We start from the raw sequence: 17,577 nt of genomic DNA on the forward strand, positions 1-17,577 counted from the left end.
ATTATGCTTATCTTCACCCCCAAAACAAAAATTAACCTATGCTCAAGAAGATCCTGAAAATTGTGGGCATCACAGTACTGGTCTTGATAGTGGCCGCTTTCGCCATTCCCTATTTCTTCAAAGACAAAATTATCGCCATTGTAAAAACAGAGCTAAATAACCGGCTCATTGCCAAGGTGGATTTTAAAGACGTGGATATCAGCTTATTCCGTCATTTTCCCCGTTTGTCGGTAGGACTCGAAAACCTGCAGGTAGTAGGTACCGGCGAATTTTCTTCCGATACCCTGCTGGCTGCCAAACAAATAGACGTGGCGCTCAACCTGATGAGCGTTATCAATGGCGGCAAGATGGATATCTACAATATCGCGCTCTCACAACCACGCATACACGCCATTGTGAATAAAGATGGCGCCGCCAACTGGAATATCATGAAACCTGATACGGCAGCCGCACATTCGGCAGATACTGCGCAAAGTAAATTTGCCCTCAGCCTGCAACAGTATAAAATTGAAGATGCCTGGATCAGCTATGAAGACCGCCAGGGTAATATGGCCTTGCTGGTTACCGGCCTTACCCACCAGGGACAGGGCGACTTCACCCAGGACCAATTCCTCCTGCAAACCAGTACCGTCGCCGATGGTATTACCTTCCGGTATGGCCTCATCCCGTATTTATCGCAGGTAAAAACCAAACTGGATGCAGGTATCCAGATCGATAACAAAACCAGTACCTATACCCTGAAAGATGGTAAAGCTTCGCTCAATAACCTGGAACTGGCCCTGCAAGGCCTCTTCAGGCTGGTAAATGACTCTACCTATGGTATGGATATGAGCTTTAAAGCGCCTTCCACCAACTTCAAGGACCTGCTGTCGCTGGTGCCTGCGGTATATAAAACAGATTTCGATAAGATAAAAACCAGTGGTACCGCCACCTTTGCCGGGTTCGTAAAGGGCAACTACTCCCCTACGCAAATGCCGTCATTTGGACTGGATCTGAATGTAAAAGATGGTTTCTTCCAATATCCGGATCTGCCTAAGCCAGTGAAGAATATCCAGATAGCCATGAAAATCAGCAACCCTGATGGCGTTCCTGATCATACCGTGGTAGATATGCCTACCGGCCACCTGGAAATGGATAATACCCCGCTGGACCTGCGCATGCTGGTTAAAACACCGGTATCCGACCTATACGTAGATGCCGCGGCCAAAGGTAAACTGGACCTCTCCAAAATCAGCCAGTTCGTGAAACTGGAGGCAGGCACTAACCTAACCGGCCTGCTGGATGCCGATATCAGCGCCAAAGGCAATATGAGCGCCATCGAAAAACAACAATACGATCGCTTCTATGCCGCTGGCACCCTGCAATTGAGCAATATGCTCTATAAAAGCAAGGATTATCCAGACGGCGTAAAAGTGAATAACCTCTTCTTACAGTTCAATCCGAAAAATGTAACGGTAAAAGAACTGAACGGACAATACCTGGGCACTAATTTCGAAGCCAATGGCGCAGTTAATAACCTGCTCGCCTATACGCTGAAAAATGCTCCCCTGGATGGCCAGCTGAACTTCAAAGCCGATGAAATCAACCTGGATAAATGGATGGGAACAACCAGTTCTACTCCTGCCGCCAGCAAAGAAACCACCAAGAAAGACAGCGCCACTGCCATGCCGTTTGCCGTGCCGGCCAACCTGAACATCGGCCTGCAAACAACCGTTAATAAAATCCACTACGATAAAGCCGATCTCACTAATGTATCCGGTAACCTGCTGGTAAAAGATGAAACGGTGACCATGCAGCAGCTCAAAGCCAATGCCCTGCAGGGTACTATGGAAATCAACGGCAGCTACAGCACCAAAGCGAGCAAAACCAACCCGGATATTAACCTGGCATACAATGTACAGAACCTCGATGTACAGCAAACGTTCAACACCTTCAATACGGTACAAAAGTTAATGCCTATCGGTAAATTCCTCTCCGGTAAAATTACCTCCCAGCTCACTATGCACGGTAAACTGGGCAAGGATATGTCGCCCGAACTAAATACCCTTACCGGAGATGGCAACCTGCTACTGATCCAGGGGTTCCTGAAACAATTTGCCCCGGTAGACCAGCTCGCCAACACCCTGAATGTAGCCCAGCTGAAAGACCTGTCGCTGCGTGATATTAAAAACTATTTCGCCTTTGAAAACGGTCGTGTGAAAGTGAATCCATTTAAGGTAGTAGTTAACGGTGTGCGTATGGATATTGCCGGTTCGCATGGATTTGACCAGTCTCTCGACTATACCCTGCAACTGGCCCTCCCACGCAGCCTGATGGGCGCTGCTGGTAATAACCTGATCAACAGCCTGGCATCGCAGGCGCAAAGCAAAGGTATCCCTGTGAATATCGGCGACAGCGTACACCTACAGGTGTTAATGAGCGGAAACATTATGAAGCCCAGCGTAAAAACCGACTTACGCGAATCAGCCAACAGCCTGAAAAACCAGGCAGCTGAACTGGTAAAAAATAAAATAGATACGGTGAAAAACACGGTAAAAGACAGCCTGAACCAGATCAAAAATACCGCCGTCAACACCCTGAAAGACGAGTTAAAAAATCAGCTCAGCGGTAAAAAAGATTCCGCACATAACGGTAAACCGCTGGAAAATGTGGGTAAACAAGCCGGCGAATCTGTGAAGAATACCTTAAACGGTCTGTTTAAGAAGAAGAACAATACCGCCGATACCACCAAACACTAATGAATATAAGTTCGGTCCCACCTGTAGTGGGACCGAACTTATATTCACTTTTTTTCCGTAACTTATGGTAACCAAAACCCCGGACCATGTTGTTACCTTTCCTCCACTCTACCTGGTGTAACGCTGCTATCTTTGCGGGTGCATTATTCTTTTTCATGGGCTTCTTTATTCACCGCTACCCACCCAAAAGCACCAAATCATGGTACGGCTACCGCAGTTTCCTGTCTACCAAAACGCCTGAAATGTGGCGTTCCGCCAATGAATACGCGGCCTATATCTCCCGTCGTATAGGCGTGATATTGATATTGACAGGTATTGCCTGTGCCCTGGTTTTCGACCGGCAATCTGACTGGTTCCTGTACATTACCATCGGTGCCGTGGTAGCTGGTACTATGTACATGGTGGGCGATACCGAGTGGGAGCTCACCCGTCACTTCGATAAAGACGGTAACCGCATACTTCCCGAATAAAAACAAAGAAGGCGCTGCTTTCGCAACGCCCACCTGTAATTATAAACCCTAATACTATTAAAGCTTTCCCTGTACATCATGTTCAGGTACAGATTGATAGCTTTCCTTCATCTTTTGCAATTTCTCTTTACCATATGCCAGTCGCGTAATCACTACGAAAAGCACTGGTACAATGAAAATGGCCAGGAAGGTAGCGGTAAACATACCACCCAATACCGTCCATCCCATAGTTTTACGCGCTTCCGCACCCGCGCCGGAAGAAAATACCAGCGGCAGGATACCCAGCAGGAATGCCATAGACGTCATGATAATGGGGCGCAAACGAAGCTTGGCTGCTTCCACCGCCGCGGTAATCAGGTCCATGCCCCTGTCTACACGCTCCTTCGCAAACTCCACAATCAGGATGGCATTCTTCGCCGACAAACCAATCAACGTAATCAAACCAATCTGCGCATATACGTTGTTACTCAGCTTAGGCAGGAAGGTTAGCACCGTAATGGCCCCAAAGGCGCCAATAGGCACGGCCAGCAGTACCGAGAAGGGCACCGACCAGCTTTCGTACAAAGCGGCTAGGAACAGGAATACAAAGATGATTGACAAGGCAAAGATGTAAACGGTTTTGGAACCCGACAACAACTCCTCGCGACTCAAACCGGAAAACTCATATCCATATCCATCCGGCAATGTTTGCGCCGCCACTTCTTTCAATGCGTTGATCGCATCTCCGGAACTATATCCCGGCGCAGGGTTACCGTTGATTTCCGCAGAACGGAACAGGTTATAGTGCGAAATCACCGGGGCGCTTTCTATCACTTTATAAGAAGTCAATGCACTCAACGGCACCATAGAACCCGCCGCATTGCGCACAAATAACTGGTTCAGATTTTTGATATCTCCACGGTAAGTAGAATCCGCCTGTGCTACCACGCGGAAGTTACGGCCGTAAATAGTGAAGTCGTTGATATAGGCACTACCCATATACGTTTGCAGGGCAGAAGCAATATCCGATATCTTCACGCCCATTTTCTTTGCCTTTTCACGGTCAATATCAAGCTGATAGCCCGGTGTACGAGCCGTAAAGAAGGAAAATGCCTTGGCAATTTCAGGGCGGCTGTTAGCCGCCGCCAGGAACTTCTGTAGCACCCCTTCAAATGCTTTTACTTCACCGCTTCCCCTTTGTTCGAGTACAAACGAGAAACCAGCGGTAGAACCTAACCCCGGTATAGCCGGTGGCGGAATCACCACCACATTCGCTTCCTTGTACTTCGACAATTTCTTCTGCAACGCAGCTACCAAGCCAAATACTTGCAGGGAATCCGGCTTACGCTCATCCCATGGCTTCAGTTGACAAAAGATGGTAGCACTGTTAGATTTGGTTGCAAAGTTCACTACGTTCAAGCCTCCCAAAGCCGCATAGTGGGCAATACCTTCAGTATGATCCAGGTCCTTCATCATCTGCTGCATTACCGCCAGGGTACGTTCAGTAGACGAAGATTCAGGAAGGTCGAAAGTGATATAAATACGTCCATCATCTTCTGTAGGAATAAACCCGGTAGGCTTGCTCTTAAACAGCATCATGGTACCTACAAATATGCAGATCAGGATCACCACTACAAACCGGAAATAACGGATACTCTTTTTCACCCCCATGGAATAACGGGAAGTAGTATGCCCGAACCAGCGGTTGAACTTGTAGAAGAACTTATTCAACCCTTTGGAATCCTTATCCAGGTGCATGGGTCTCAGCAACAGGATACACAATGCCGGTGTTAATGATAACGCCACAAATGCGGAGATCATTACAGAGATGGCAATGGTGATAGCAAACTGCTGGTATAAACGCCCTACGATACCTGGTATAAACCCTACCGGAACGAATACCGCCGCCAGGATCAGCGCAATCGCGATTACAGGACCGGAAATCTCTTTCATCGCCTGCGCGGTGGCATCCCGTGGCGTCATTTTCTCGTGATCAATATTATGCTGTACCGCTTCCACCACCACAATGGCGTCATCCACCACAATACCGATGGCCAGCACGAAACCGAACAGCGTTAAGGTATTGATGGTAAAACCCAGTGGTATGAAGAAGATGAAGGTGGCAATAATGGATACCGGGATGGCCAATACGGGGATCAGTGTTGCGCGCCAGCTTTGCAGGAACAGGAATACCACGATCACCACCAGGATCAGCGCTTCTACCAGGGTATGCAATACCTCTTCGATAGATACTTTTACTACGGACACGGATTCAAATGGTACTACATATTCCACATCAGAAGGGAACTGCTTTTTCAGTTCCTCCATGGCGGCAGTTACGTTCTTCGCCGTTTCAATGGCGTTGCTGCCGGGAGCCTGGTAAACGAGCAGGTAGGCTGCACGCTTGCCATCCACAAAGTTATTACCGGCATAGTTAAATTTACCCAACTGCACGCGGGCTACATCTTTCAGGTATACTAGCGTTCCATCGGAGGGACGGGTTTTTACCACCACGTTACCAAATTCTTCCGGTGTGGATAAACGCCCTTTGGTGAAGATGTTGTATTCGAAGGTTTGACCGGTTTGCTGCGGAGGCGCACCCACGGACCCCGCGGTGATCTGCGCATTCTGCTCTGCGAGGGCAGCACGGATATCGTCGGCTGTAACGCCCATTTCCGCCAGCTTATCAGGTTTCAGCCATATACGCATACTGAAATCATCTGCACGTGTAAAGATATCCCCTACTCCTTTTGCTCTCAGCAACGCATCTTTTACATATACGTTGGTATAGTTGTCGAGGAAGGTAATATCATGTGTGCCTTTGGGAGAATACAGGGCTACCAGCATGAGGATGCTGGGGTTACGCTTCCTAACGGTTAAGCCTAAACGCTGTACTTCCTGTGGCAGGGTGGGTTGTGCAATTCCTACGCGGTTCTGTACGTCCAGTGCGGCTATGTTGATATCGGTACCTACTTCAAAGTTAACCGTCATGCTCATTTGTCCGCTACTGGTATTGTTGGTATTGATATATGTCATACCAGGCGTACCATTCACCTGTACCTCTACCGGCGTTGCCACGGTTTGTTCTACCGTTTGTGCATCTGCACCGGTATAGGTACCCGTTACCTGTACGGTGGGGGGTGAAATTTCTGGGTACTGGCCAATGGCCAGGTTCATCATCGCCAATATCCCCACCAATACCAGCACGATAGAAATTACTATCGCTGTTACGGGTCGTTTTATAAAAGTATCTGCAATCATGATCTTCGCTGTTGATTCTACTGATAAACTATTTCTTCGCTGCGGCGTCTTGTGGTGCTGCAGGTATTCCTATCTGTATTTTGCCGCCATCACGCAAGCGCTGGAAGCCTTCTACTATCACTTTTTCACCGGACTGTATACCGTCCATGATTACTATTCTATCGCCGATCTTAGGGCCCAGGTGTACTTTCTTTTGTGTAGCTGTACTGTCGCCAGCCACAAATACGAAGTATTCGCCCATCTGTTCTGTGATCGCTTTGTACGGGATCACGAGGCGATGGCCCGACTGATCGTTGAGTACGCGAAGTACGCAGCTCATCCCATCTTTCAGCTGATCATCGGGATTGTTAAATTCAATACGTACGCGGATGGTACCGGTTTGATTATCCACGCCACGGTCAATAGCTAGTATTTTACCACCATGCGTGTATTCGGCGCCGTTAGACAGCTGTAAGCGGAAGGTAGAATCGCTGGTAGCGGCATTGCCTTGCAACGCGGCAAAGCGGGCGATATCATTTTCATTTACCACAAAGTCTACCGCAATTGGATTTTCACTGGAGATGGAGTTCAACAGGGTGCTGCCAGGGCTCACCTGGGCGCCCAGTTTCACCTGGGAAATACCAATGCGTCCGGTAAACGGCGCTTTAATGAGCGAGTAATCGAGATCTGTACGTACCGCTGCGAGATTGGCTTCTGCCGCTGCCAGCTGACTGCGGGAAGTTTCCAGGGTAGCCTTGGCATTATCCACAATCTGGCGGGCTACCGCATCCTGGTCGGCCAGGCGCTGGTAACGGTCATCATCTTTCTTTGCCCTCTCAAAGCTGGCACGGGAGCTGGCTACATTGGCCTGTGCCTGCAGATAGGCGGCCTCGTATTTACGGCGGTCTATTTCATACAGCACCTTTCCCTTCTGCACAATTTCTCCTTCTTTAAAAAAGATACCCGTAATAAAACCTGATACCTGGGAACGCAGTTCTACCTGGTTCAATGCTACCACGGTGGCGGGATATTTATCATAATAAACGGCCGGCGCCTCTGTAGCGGCGATAACATTTACCGGTGTAGGGGGAATAACAGGTGCGCCTTTCTGACCGGGACCTTTACAAGCCGCAAAGCCCAGTATAGTGGCAGCACTGATTAAGACGATGTTGTTCATTTTTTTCATATCCGTTCCGGTTACCATTTTAATAATTAGCTGTTAAGGTTCCTAATGCTTTTTGCAGATCTATCCGGCTGGACAGCACCTGGTACATAGAGTTATAAAAATTTAGCTGTGCTGTACGCAGATCCGTTTCGGAAATCAGCACATCGAGATAGGTTTTGATCCCTTCTTTATACTGCAACTGTAACATGTCATAAACATCTTTCGCCATCTGCACATTTTCTTTCAACGTCAGGTAATCGTTGTAGTTACTTTTATAAGTAGCCATAGCCTGTGCATACTGTGAGTTGATCTGGCTTCTTAATGCCGCAAAGTCCCATTGTGTACGCTGCAACTGCAATTCCGCCATGCGGATATTATGTACCCGTTTTCCTCCCTGGAAAATAGGCAACGACAATTTCAATCCCAGCAGCGAGTTAGGATAATCGTTGCTGTACAATTTGCCGAAATCAGCGCTCTGGTAGGCAAATGCATAGTTTACAAAGGCCGATACGGTAGGCAGGTAACTCCATTTATTGTATTTCACATTGGCCTGTTGCAGGCTTTGTTGGGTTTCGAGCAACTGGTATTCAATACGGTTCTTATAGTCAGCAACCAGCAGGGTATCTTCCCCTGTTACCTGTGCTGCCAGGGAGGAGGAGTCCTGTACCAGCGGTACATCGCCGCTGTTGGCAGGATATCCCATTAACTGCTTCAGGTAGGCCTGTTTGGCGGTGAGCAGTTCCCTGGCTGATTTTTGCTGGGCTTTCGCATTGTTCAGTGAAATAGTGGCCCGCTTGGCATCTATTTTATCTACCACGCCGCTGGCATATTGGTTATTCGCGTCTTTCAGACTACGTTCCAGCCGGGTGATATCTTCATTGAGTACATTAATCTGCTCTGCTGTCAGCAATACATCATAGTAGGCTTTGCTGACATCGGCTACCAGGTCTATCTGGTTGCGCGTGGTGGTTTGGCGGCTTTGTTTCCGCACTTCCTTTGCCGTGTTGGTAGCCAGTAGCAGGTCGCGGGTGAAAATATTCTGATTCAACCCAAACTGCGCCGTAGAAGTATTGGCCACGCCTACTTTTGTAGGGTTGCCACCGAAAATGGAAGTAGGCAGTTCCATGTAGTGCTGGATATTATAATCCAGGTTGATTTGTGGATACCAGTCGGCCAGCTTACTCTTCACGGTTCTATCAGTAATGGCTTCATCCAGCAGCGACTGACGTATGACAGGCTGGTGGGCAATCGCATACTGGATACATTCCTGTAGCGTGGCACTGGTTAAAAGGGAATCGGCAGGTTGCTGTGCAAATACCTGCGGGGAGATAAACATCCCGCACGTTACAGCTAAAAAATAAAATGCTCTTTTCATAAAAGGCTTTTGACATTCAGTTCATCATTGTACCAATCGAAAGGGAATAATACCCGTATAAAAACGAGTCAGATTTTTATAACATGGCAGCATTGTTCCCCCGGTTGTTGCATAGACGATTTACATCTATGTAACATTATTATTAGTTGCAAAAACATGTCTATGCTGTAGTTACTACAGCCAACAGGCAGGTTGATATGAGAGTTGCTTATCCGATACTATCTGAAACTAGTCAGCACGGTTTTCAGGTGTGGTTCCAGGTATCTGTATCAACGTTTAACAGTGAAGTAGGTAGAACAACTTATCGTTGCTTAGGTAAAAGTAAATTCGGGCGCTAAGATAATGTTATGCAAAGAAAAATCCACCCATAGGGGTGGATTTTAACAATTCAGTGAGAATCAGCTCCAGTTATCCTTTATTCCGACCGCTGAAAATATGTTTCTCTGCATGATAGGAAGATCTTACTAACGGTCCTGACTCTACGTAATCGAGGCCCATGTTGTAACCAATCTCTCTCAGCTCGGCAAATTCATCGGGATGTACAAAGCGCACTACCGGCAGGTGTTTAGGGGTAGGCTGCAGGTATTGCCCCAGCGTTACCACATCACATCCGTTGTCGTACAGGTCTTGCATAGCCTGTACTACTTCTTCCTTGGTTTCTCCAAGTCCCAGCATAATACCGCTTTTGGTACGCATACCGCCTTCTTTCAAACGGCGGATTACTTCCAGGCTGCGGTGATATTTTGCCTGTATTCTTACCTGTTTGGTTAAGCGTTCTACCGTTTCCAGGTTATGAGACACGATTTCAGGTGCCGCATCGATGATGCGCTGGAGATTTTCCCATTGACCACGAAAATCCGGTATCAGGGTTTCCATGGTGGTTTGTGGGTTGAGGGCTCTTACCGCATTGATGGTGTTAGCCCAGATGATAGAGCCACCGTCTTTCAGTTCGTCCCTGTCTACCGAGGTGATAACGGCATGTTTTACCTTCATCAGGTAAATAGCTTCTGCCACCCGTTGAGGCTCATCAAAATCTGCCGGTTCCGGGCGGCCGGTGGCTACGGCACAGAAACCGCAGCTACGGGTACAGATATTTCCGAGGATCATGAAAGTAGCGGTACCTGCGCCCCAGCACTCGCCCATATTAGGGCAATTGCCGCTTTCACAGATGGTATGCAATTTATGGGTGTCAACCAGGTTTCTTACCTGTTTGTAAGTTTCGCCTATCGGTAATTTAACGCGCAGCCAGTCAGGCTTCTTTACTCTTGTGGTAGCCGGTTCGGCGGCTATTACGGGTAGTTCTTGCATCGCTTATTCCTTTCTTTAGAAAAGCAAAGTTAATACTTATCTCTTATTCCAGCGTTTTCCGAATTGAATGCCCACATATGCATTAAAAAAGAACTGTTTATTGTAGTCAGTGCCATTTACCGGCACCATAATAGGTATCTTTTTGCTATACATCTCAGCGTTTACCCCAATTTCCAGGGCACTTACCACCTCATTAAAATGGGCCCAGTCGAACCGGAGACCCAATTTGGCATGAGCACCAGGTACCACACTCAGATTGTCCCAGCCCTTGCCGAAGCCTGCTGCTCCATTGATCTTATCTTTATTCAGGAAAAGATTGGCATTCTGGTCGCTATACTTTAAGTCGATATTATCCCCCGCAGGATCCTGTACGTTTACATAGTAAGGTTTTAACAACCCCAGGGACAAGCCACCATAGTAGATCGCATCAACTTCAACCCCATTCTTATTGGCTTTGCCGCCAATCAGGTAGCGTTGCCCGATACCCAGCTTCACCGGGTAAAAATTATTCTGTTTACCAAATATATAAGGCCGCTGCGTAAAGGAATAACCTCCATTTTGCTTGTATTCCTTGTTGTTTTTCTTTTCAGAAAACTCAATCTGGAAATAAGTCACTTTTTTCCGGCTTTTACGATATCCTTTCTCCACGAAACCGGACCAGCCATCTGTATTTAAACGGGCACCGGCTGAAAAATCGCGCTGAAACACATTTTCCCCCTCTTCCTGCTCACGGAAAATGGCAATCTTCTTCAGCTTACGCTGTTCCTTCTCTTTCTCCTTCTGGGCTTTGGTAGCAGGAGCAGGAGTCGTGGTTTGAGCAAATAAACCGCCGGATAGTGTCGCTAAAAACAGGATCAAGTATATTTTTTTCACAGTGGGCTATTATTATATATAAATTAACGCTTTATCAAAGGTATTGTTATGTATATATTACAAACGTAGCCAATTTTTTTTGAGTTTAACAGCGCCGCCGCCTGCCATATTACACTTATACTAAAAATACATTTAATTTTACTGTCTGATCATAAAAACAGCAAGCACTATGCAAACGGCATCAATTATTTATAACGGCGAATTACGTACGACTTCTACCCATCTGCAATCCGGTACAGTGATCGAAACAGACGCTCCTGTAGACAATCGTGGAAAAGGAGAACGTTTTTCCCCTACCGACCTGGTAGCCTCCGCCCTGGGTTCCTGCATGCTCAGCATCATGGGCATCAAGGCGATGGATAATGGATGGAATATTGAAGGTACCAAAGTGAGTGTACAAAAAATTATGGGCTCCGACCCCCGTCGCATTATCGGCGTTACCATCGTAATGGATTTACCTGCCGGCCACAACCTGGGTGAAAAAGAAAGAACCATCCTCGAAAGAGCTGCGCTTACCTGCCCGGTGGCTAAAAGCCTGCACCCGGATTTAGTGCAGGATGTAACGTTTAACTGGTAAGCGGAAAGCGAAAACATAAAGCGAAAAGCGAAAAGCTATTGTAGCGAATGATCTTAGCGAATTAAAATCGCATTGGTCATTCGCTACAATAGCTTTTCGCTTTACGCTCCTTTAATGATCTTCGCTCCTATAGCGCAATACAGGCATTTCTTCTCATTACAATAGTATTGCTTTAACTGCAGCAGGGCCTGCGACTCCAGGGCATTTTCCAGCTTCACCCCCAGCAATGCCCACTGATGGGTGATATTATTTTTTTCCGGCGGCAACTGCTGTAGCAGGTGAAGCACTTTTTCCTGGTAGTATTTCTGTTGCTTTTGCTGTCCGTAAAAAAACAGGAGCGGCAATACCGTGTTGATAAGAATAGTATGTACTGCTTGCCGGCCGGGGCATTGGGCTTGCGCCACCGGTTGACCGAAACGATAATGCGTGCGCCAGTACGCAGACGGCTGCACGAAAAACAGCTGTTCCAGCGCTGTCATATCTTTCGCCTCCAGTAGCTGGGAAAAAATGTGAGTGGTCTTTCCCAGCAAGGCTGCCAATGTAGCCAGTCTCACCGTAGGAAAGGCGGCAGGGCGCATGCGCAGCCAGTTCCACTGATGCGCTGCCATAGGCTGGAGCCGGTATTTATGCCGCAGATGCGTAAAAATATCCTGTAGCTGCAATGCGTAAGCATCCGTGTGGGCTGCTTCCAGCATCCCCGCCTGGCCGAAAAGAAAGGCTTCCAGCTGGATTTGCTGGTGCCGGTGCCGCATCAGCGTTCTGTAGGGAAGGGATTGGGCCACCTGCAGAAATGGTGCTGCATTTACCGGGATACCATAGCTCTGGGCAATGGCCCAGTAACACACTTCTTCCCAGTTGCCATGTGTGGCCAGTAACCAGGACTGCAAACCACTGATCTTTCGTTCCCAGCGTTCGGCCAGCAGCCGGTCTTTCCAGCTGATCCAGGTAAGCGGGGGCACCTGTGCCGCCTGGGCAGCACAGGGCACAAAAGGCGCCAGGCTCCGCAACGCTTCATAACGCTGCAGCAGCAGCTTGGAAATACGCTCCTGTAGCTCCAGGCAAGGAACGCCCGGGATACCCTTACCCGGCATATCATGTATAAATACTACATGGAGTATGATCCGCCCATATTGCGGATTATGCTGGTGCCCGTGCCGGAACCAATCCGACGTACGCAGGTGCAGCTCTACCTGCCCAATCCACAGGGCGGTTCCTATCCTGATACGGGCAGCGGAAAAATCAGGTCCTCCATGATGATTGAGTACACCAGGATGTAATATCTCCACCGGCTCCCCGGTAACAGTTGTCAAATGATCCTGGCGGAATAGCCGGAAGGCCCAGATATGCTGGAATAGCTCCTCTGAGAGCGGGGGATTAACAAACATAAACAAACAGGATTGGGGTATAAAATAATATCATTCAAAGGTAATAAATCATCATTTAATAAATAAATTGTAACCGCAATTTGGAATTTTGATAAAAGTGATATTACCTTTGCGCCAGTTCTTACACATCACTTATCCAGAAAGGCGGAGGGACTTGGCCCTGCGATGCCTTAGCAACCTTTCCTGATTACGGTCAGGAAAAAGGTGCTAATTCCTGCCCCACGCTACAGCGTGAGGAAAGATAAGTTGGCAGAGATTATACTTCACAGCTATATATAACTTTCTAAGAAAGCTCTTCCAACACCATGGAAGAGCTTTTTTTATGCCCACTTCCCGCCCCATTCATGGATTTGTCGTTGTTTAAGTTGATCTTTAATGATAAAGTTGCAGCAGATTTTTGTGCACATTGAACATCATTAAAATATTTTGACAAATGAAAACAGCTACACAACTGATTCATAGCATTCCGGTAGACGAACTGACAGGCGCCATTTCTGTGCCTATCTATCAAACATCCACCTTTGTGCAGGAATCACCGGGCATCAATAAAGGCTTTGAGTTTTCGAGGGCCAACAACCCTACGAGAAAAGTGCTGGAAGACCTGATCTGCAACCTGGAAGAAGGTTTCGCAGGTTTTGCTTTCGCCAGCGGCATGTCGGCCATTGATGCGGTACTGAAGCTGTTAAAGACCGGCGATGAAATCATGGCAGTGGAAGACACCTACGGTGGCATCTTCCAGATCTTTAACCACATGTTTGAACGCTTCGGTATCAAAGTTAATTTCGTAGATACCAGCAACCTCGATAAAGTACTGGCGGCTATTACCCCCCATACCAAAATCATCTGGCTGGAATCCCCTACCAATCCAACACTGCGCATTTCTGATATAAAATCTATCAGTAAAATCGCCAAACAACATAATATACTGCTGGTAGTAGATAACACGTTCAGCACCCCCCTGTTACAACAACCGCTAACACTGGGCGCCGATATCGTGATACACAGCGCCTCCAAATACCTGGCAGGCCACTGCGACGTGATAGCCGGACTGGTAGTAGCCAATTCTAAAGTACTGGCCGATCAGATCCGCTATAATCAAAATATTTCGGGGAGTATATTAAGCCCGTTTGAAGCCTGGCTTACCATACGCGGCGTTGAAACCCTATACCTCCGGTTCGAAAAACAATGCAGCAACGCTTCGGCTATCGCCAACTGGCTTGCTACCCACCCGGCAGTGGATAAAGTATTTTATCCCGGACTGGCTACACACAAAAACCATCATATTGCCCGTAAACAACAAAAAAGCTATGGCGCACTGGTAAGCTTTTCCCTGAAAAGCGATAACATAAAAAACGCGATCCGCATCGTAAATGCCACTAAACTATTTAAACTGGCAGAAAGCTTCGGCGGCGTAAAAAGTATGCTGGCCCACCCGGCCACCATGACACATCGCAACATCCCGGAAGAATTCCGGAAAAAAACAGGTCTACAGGACTCCTGTATCCGTTTATCAGTAGGCATTGAAGATGCCGATGACCTGATCAACGACCTGAAACAGGCACTGGATAAACTAAATCATCCAGCCGGCAAGCAAATCACTGTTTTACAATAAGCCGTTGACAGTTAGCAGCAACTTTGACACCTCCGGTACCTGATCAATCCTGGTAGTATCAAGGCTCACTGCCAAAGGCGAAAGCTCAAAAAAAGTATGGAAAATAAGATCATCAATTTAGGTATTTTCGGATTCGGCGTCGTAGGACAAGGCCTCTATGAAGTATTGAACAGAACCAAGGGCATTAATGCACGTATCAAAAAGATATGTATTAAAGATCCCAACAAGTCAAGACCCATCGACAGCAGCTATTTTACTACGGATAAAAACGAAATCCTGGAAGATCCTACCATTGACGTTGTAGTAGAACTGATCAATGATACAGAAGCAGCCTTTGAAATCGTAAGCACCGCCCTCCGCAACGGTAAAGCCGTAGTAAGTGCCAGCAAACGCATGATCGCAGAAAACCTGCCTACCCTGTACCAGTTACAGGCCGAAAATAAAGTGCCCTTCCTGTATGAAGCTTCCAGCTGCGCCAGTATTCCCATTATCCGTAACCTGGAAGAATACTACGACAATGATCTGCTCAATGCAGTAGAAGGTATCTGTAACGGCTCAACGAACTATATTCTCACGAAAATATTCGAAGAAAACCTCAGCTTCGAAACAGCCCTGCAACAAGCGCAGGACCTGGGTTTCGCCGAAACGGACCCTACCCTCGACATTGAAGGATATGATCCTAAATTTAAAATCGTTATCCTGCTCCTGCACGCATTCGGTACTTTCGTAAAACCGGAAGAAGTGTTCAATTTCGGTATTCACCACCTGAACGATTTTGATATACAGTTTGCCAAACAACGCAACTGTACCATCAAGCTGATTGCACAGTGCCGCCGCCAGAATGGCCATGTATCTGCTTATGTACTGCCGCACCTGATCAAAGAACATAACCTGCTCTTTGATGTGTACAACGAATACAATGGTATCCTGCTGGAAAGCGCCTTCACCGATAAACAGTTCTTTGTAGGTAAAGGAGCCGGCGGTACCGCCACCGGTAGTGCCGTACTGTCGGATATTTCCGCCCTGCTGTACAACTATCGCTACGAGTATAAAAAGATTAAACAAAATAATCAGCCCAGCTTTACTAACGATGTAAAACTGAAAATATACCTGCGATATAAGACACCTAACCAGGTAGACCTCGCAGAGTTTTTCAGCATCTCTGAAAAGTATGAATCATCAGAATGGCGTTATGTAGTAGGTACGATTAACCTACAGAAGCTGAAGGAAGCCGGCTGGCTGAAAAATAAAGACGTGAATGTCCTCATATTGGAGTAAATATATTAAGTAAGCAAAAACCAATCATGAAAACGGCGCAGTTCCCTGCGCCGTTCGAATTACATCTGGTTCAATGCAGCTACTACCTTGCTCACCGGCAGTCCCATTACATTGTAGAAACAGCCGTTGATACGATCAATCCCCACCGCGCCAATCCATTCCTGTATGGCATAAGCGCCGGCCTTATCATAAGGCCTAAACTGATCCACATACCAGCTGATTTGCTCAGTAGTTAAAGGATTAAAGTGCACAGCCGTTGTATGGGAAAAAGCGGTTTCCTCAGCGCCTTTCCGGATTACCACCCCGGTAATTACCCGGTGTTCCCGCCCGCTTAAGCGGGAAAGAATAGCAATGGCATCTTCCCGGTCCTTCGGCTTTCCGATAATGGTATCATCCAATACCACTACGGTGTCTGCAGCAATAATAATATCAGTATCCGCACACAATGCTTCTACGGCAATGGCCTTCTGACGGGCAATATGCACCGGGATATCCGCAATGGCCAATCCCGGAGGAAAAGTTTCTGCCGTTTCCACCACCTTTACCTCGAAAGGGATGCCCGCCTGTTCCAGCAGCTGCTTCCTGCGCGGTGACTGGGAAGCCAGGATAACAGGTGTTCCTTTATACATCACTATAAATACAGTTTAAAAAATATCATTGATAAAATGCCTGTCAGCATAATCACTTTTACCAACGTGCTTACCTTATGGTAATGCGCCGGCAATGTAGCCTTCTTCAGCTGTAGGTAAACGTATAGGCATGGCAGTTGTACAAACAATAGCAGGTAAGCAATTGCAATATACCATTGCAATATCCACACGCGGATTTCTACTGCGGCAATGATCACTACCAATGCCAGCAACAGCACATTACACAAGCGTTTAGCGGCGAGTACCCCCCAGGCAATCGGCAGGGTGCGGCAACCATCTTTGCTGTCGCCCATCATATCTTCCAGGTCTTTCACTATCTCCCGGACCATTGAAATCAGGAAAGCAAACAAGGCATATACGCCTATTACCTGGATCAGTTTGCGGCCGGTAGCCGACATGATGGCTTCAAAGCTATGGTAGATCTGTTTTTCATAGAATCCTACCACTACTACCGCTAATGCGGTTAACAGGGAAATGACCACGTTACCGATCAGTACCTGTCTTTTAAACGAGGTAGAATAAAACCACAGCAACAGGGAACATACTACCTGGGTAAAGCCCAGGTAAAACTGGCCAATACGCCAGGCTACCAGGAAGCCTAACGAAACGCCGGCCATATTCAGCATGGTATGCCAGGCCATAGCCCAGCGCCGGCTGATAACCTTATCCAATATCATCTTATCCGGCTTGTTCACAATGTCGATGTTGATATCGAAATAGTCGTTGATGATATAACCGGCTGCCGCCACCAGTATGGTCGACAAACTTAATAATACAAATTGGGGAACAGGCAGGGAGGGCTCTTCCCCGGAGCTGCGTAATACCGGTTCTACTACACAATACTGCAGTAAAAACTGGGTAAGGCCAATATATACCAGGTTTGGGTACCTGATCAGTTTAAAAAATGCAGCCCAGAGCTTCATAGTT

At 47.4% G+C, this 17,577-nt stretch carries 13 protein-coding genes and 1 riboswitch; of the genes, 5 read left to right on the forward strand and 8 right to left on the reverse strand.

Annotation, left to right across the window (positions count from 1 at the left end; translation table 11 throughout):
* Window positions 1-38: 38 nt before the first annotated feature.
* Window positions 39-2,738, forward strand: coding sequence for an AsmA-like C-terminal region-containing protein (locus tag HGH90_RS07520; protein WP_169190749.1), 2,700 nt, complete (start codon window positions 39-41; stop codon window positions 2,736-2,738).
* An 86-nt stretch (window positions 2,739-2,824) separates the two neighbouring features.
* Complete coding sequence (locus HGH90_RS07525; RefSeq protein ID WP_168762265.1) at window positions 2,825-3,208, forward strand: SdpI family protein; 384 nt, start codon at window positions 2,825-2,827, stop codon at window positions 3,206-3,208.
* Window positions 3,209-3,265: 57 nt separating this feature from the next.
* On the opposite strand, the gene HGH90_RS07530 is transcribed toward HGH90_RS07525, so the two are convergent.
* The 5 genes from HGH90_RS07530 to HGH90_RS07550 all read right to left on the reverse strand — a co-directional run bounded on the left by HGH90_RS07530 (window position 3,266) and on the right by HGH90_RS07550 (window position 11,148).
* Window positions 3,266-6,448 carry an efflux RND transporter permease subunit gene (locus HGH90_RS07530; RefSeq protein ID WP_168762264.1) on the reverse strand — a complete coding sequence of 1,061 codons (3,183 nt, stop codon included), beginning with the start codon at window positions 6,446-6,448 and terminating at the stop codon, window positions 3,266-3,268.
* A gap of 28 nt (window positions 6,449-6,476) precedes the next feature.
* On the reverse strand, window positions 6,477-7,613 hold the full coding sequence (locus tag HGH90_RS07535; RefSeq protein WP_169190750.1) for an efflux RND transporter periplasmic adaptor subunit: 1,137 nt from the start codon (window positions 7,611-7,613) through the stop codon (window positions 6,477-6,479).
* Window positions 7,614-7,632: 19 nt separating this feature from the next.
* Window positions 7,633-8,967 carry a TolC family protein gene (locus tag HGH90_RS07540; protein ID WP_169190751.1) on the reverse strand — a complete coding sequence of 445 codons (1,335 nt, stop codon included), beginning with the start codon at window positions 8,965-8,967 and terminating at the stop codon, window positions 7,633-7,635.
* Window positions 8,968-9,375: 408 nt separating this feature from the next.
* On the reverse strand, window positions 9,376-10,275 hold the full coding sequence (gene lipA, locus HGH90_RS07545) for a lipoyl synthase (RefSeq protein ID WP_169190752.1): 900 nt from the start codon (window positions 10,273-10,275) through the stop codon (window positions 9,376-9,378).
* Window positions 10,276-10,311: 36 nt separating this feature from the next.
* Complete coding sequence (locus HGH90_RS07550; protein WP_168762260.1) at window positions 10,312-11,148, reverse strand: hypothetical protein; 837 nt, start codon at window positions 11,146-11,148, stop codon at window positions 10,312-10,314.
* Window positions 11,149-11,317: 169 nt separating this feature from the next.
* On the opposite strand from HGH90_RS07550, the gene HGH90_RS07555 reads away from it, so the two are divergent.
* Window positions 11,318-11,725: an OsmC family protein gene (locus HGH90_RS07555; protein ID WP_169190753.1), complete on the forward strand. Its 408-nt coding sequence runs from the start codon at window positions 11,318-11,320 to the stop codon at window positions 11,723-11,725.
* A gap of 101 nt (window positions 11,726-11,826) precedes the next feature.
* Here the strand turns inward: HGH90_RS07555 and HGH90_RS07560 are convergent, their stop codons facing one another.
* Window positions 11,827-13,110: a DUF2851 family protein gene (locus tag HGH90_RS07560; RefSeq protein WP_169190754.1), complete on the reverse strand. Its 1,284-nt coding sequence runs from the start codon at window positions 13,108-13,110 to the stop codon at window positions 11,827-11,829.
* Window positions 13,111-13,239: 129 nt separating this feature from the next.
* Window positions 13,240-13,358, forward strand: a riboswitch (SAM riboswitch).
* A gap of 185 nt (window positions 13,359-13,543) precedes the next feature.
* Here HGH90_RS07560 and HGH90_RS07565 point away from each other — a divergent pair.
* A complete protein-coding gene (locus tag HGH90_RS07565) occupies window positions 13,544-14,722 on the forward strand; it encodes a trans-sulfuration enzyme family protein (protein WP_169190755.1) in 1,179 nt (392 codons plus the stop codon).
* A gap of 96 nt (window positions 14,723-14,818) precedes the next feature.
* The gene (locus HGH90_RS07570; RefSeq protein WP_168762256.1) at window positions 14,819-16,000 is read left to right on the forward strand and encodes a homoserine dehydrogenase; all 1,182 of its coding nucleotides are present in this window, start codon (window positions 14,819-14,821) and stop codon (window positions 15,998-16,000) included.
* Window positions 16,001-16,059: 59 nt separating this feature from the next.
* On the opposite strand, the gene HGH90_RS07575 is transcribed toward HGH90_RS07570, so the two are convergent.
* Together HGH90_RS07575 and HGH90_RS07580 are read right to left on the reverse strand one after the other, a co-directional pair.
* Window positions 16,060-16,629, reverse strand: a complete 570-nt coding sequence (locus HGH90_RS07575) for a Maf family protein (RefSeq protein WP_168762255.1) — start codon at window positions 16,627-16,629, stop codon at window positions 16,060-16,062.
* 2 nt (window positions 16,630-16,631) lie between these two features.
* Window positions 16,632-17,573 carry a geranylgeranylglycerol-phosphate geranylgeranyltransferase gene (locus HGH90_RS07580; protein ID WP_168762254.1) on the reverse strand — a complete coding sequence of 314 codons (942 nt, stop codon included), beginning with the start codon at window positions 17,571-17,573 and terminating at the stop codon, window positions 16,632-16,634.
* Window positions 17,574-17,577 lie beyond the last annotated feature (4 nt).

Origin of the sequence: Chitinophaga sp. Ak27 (assembly GCF_012726295.1) — a bacterium.
Taxonomy (GTDB): domain Bacteria; phylum Bacteroidota; class Bacteroidia; order Chitinophagales; family Chitinophagaceae; genus Chitinophaga.

What these genes read in the sequence shown, in the direction of transcription:
- HGH90_RS07520 (WP_169190749.1), top strand. Translation starts at nt 39, where the DNA reads ATGCTCAAGAAGATCCTGAAAATTGTGGGCATCACAGTACTGGTCTTG.
- HGH90_RS07525 (WP_168762265.1), top strand. Translation starts at nt 2,825, where the DNA reads ATGTTGTTACCTTTCCTCCACTCTACCTGGTGTAACGCTGCTATCTTT.
- HGH90_RS07530 (WP_168762264.1), bottom strand. Translation starts at nt 6,448, where the DNA reads ATGATTGCAGATACTTTTATAAAACGACCCGTAACAGCGATAGTAATT.
- HGH90_RS07535 (WP_169190750.1), bottom strand. Translation starts at nt 7,613, where the DNA reads ATGAAAAAAATGAACAACATCGTCTTAATCAGTGCTGCCACTATACTG.
- HGH90_RS07540 (WP_169190751.1), bottom strand. Translation starts at nt 8,967, where the DNA reads ATGAAAAGAGCATTTTATTTTTTAGCTGTAACGTGCGGGATGTTTATC.
- lipA (WP_169190752.1), bottom strand. Translation starts at nt 10,275, where the DNA reads ATGCAAGAACTACCCGTAATAGCCGCCGAACCGGCTACCACAAGAGTA.
- HGH90_RS07555 (WP_169190753.1), top strand. Translation starts at nt 11,318, where the DNA reads ATGCAAACGGCATCAATTATTTATAACGGCGAATTACGTACGACTTCT.
- HGH90_RS07560 (WP_169190754.1), bottom strand. Translation starts at nt 13,110, where the DNA reads ATGTTTGTTAATCCCCCGCTCTCAGAGGAGCTATTCCAGCATATCTGG.
- HGH90_RS07565 (WP_169190755.1), top strand. Translation starts at nt 13,544, where the DNA reads ATGAAAACAGCTACACAACTGATTCATAGCATTCCGGTAGACGAACTG.
- HGH90_RS07570 (WP_168762256.1), top strand. Translation starts at nt 14,819, where the DNA reads ATGGAAAATAAGATCATCAATTTAGGTATTTTCGGATTCGGCGTCGTA.
- HGH90_RS07575 (WP_168762255.1), bottom strand. Translation starts at nt 16,629, where the DNA reads ATGTATAAAGGAACACCTGTTATCCTGGCTTCCCAGTCACCGCGCAGG.
- HGH90_RS07580 (WP_168762254.1), bottom strand. Translation starts at nt 17,573, where the DNA reads ATGAAGCTCTGGGCTGCATTTTTTAAACTGATCAGGTACCCAAACCTG.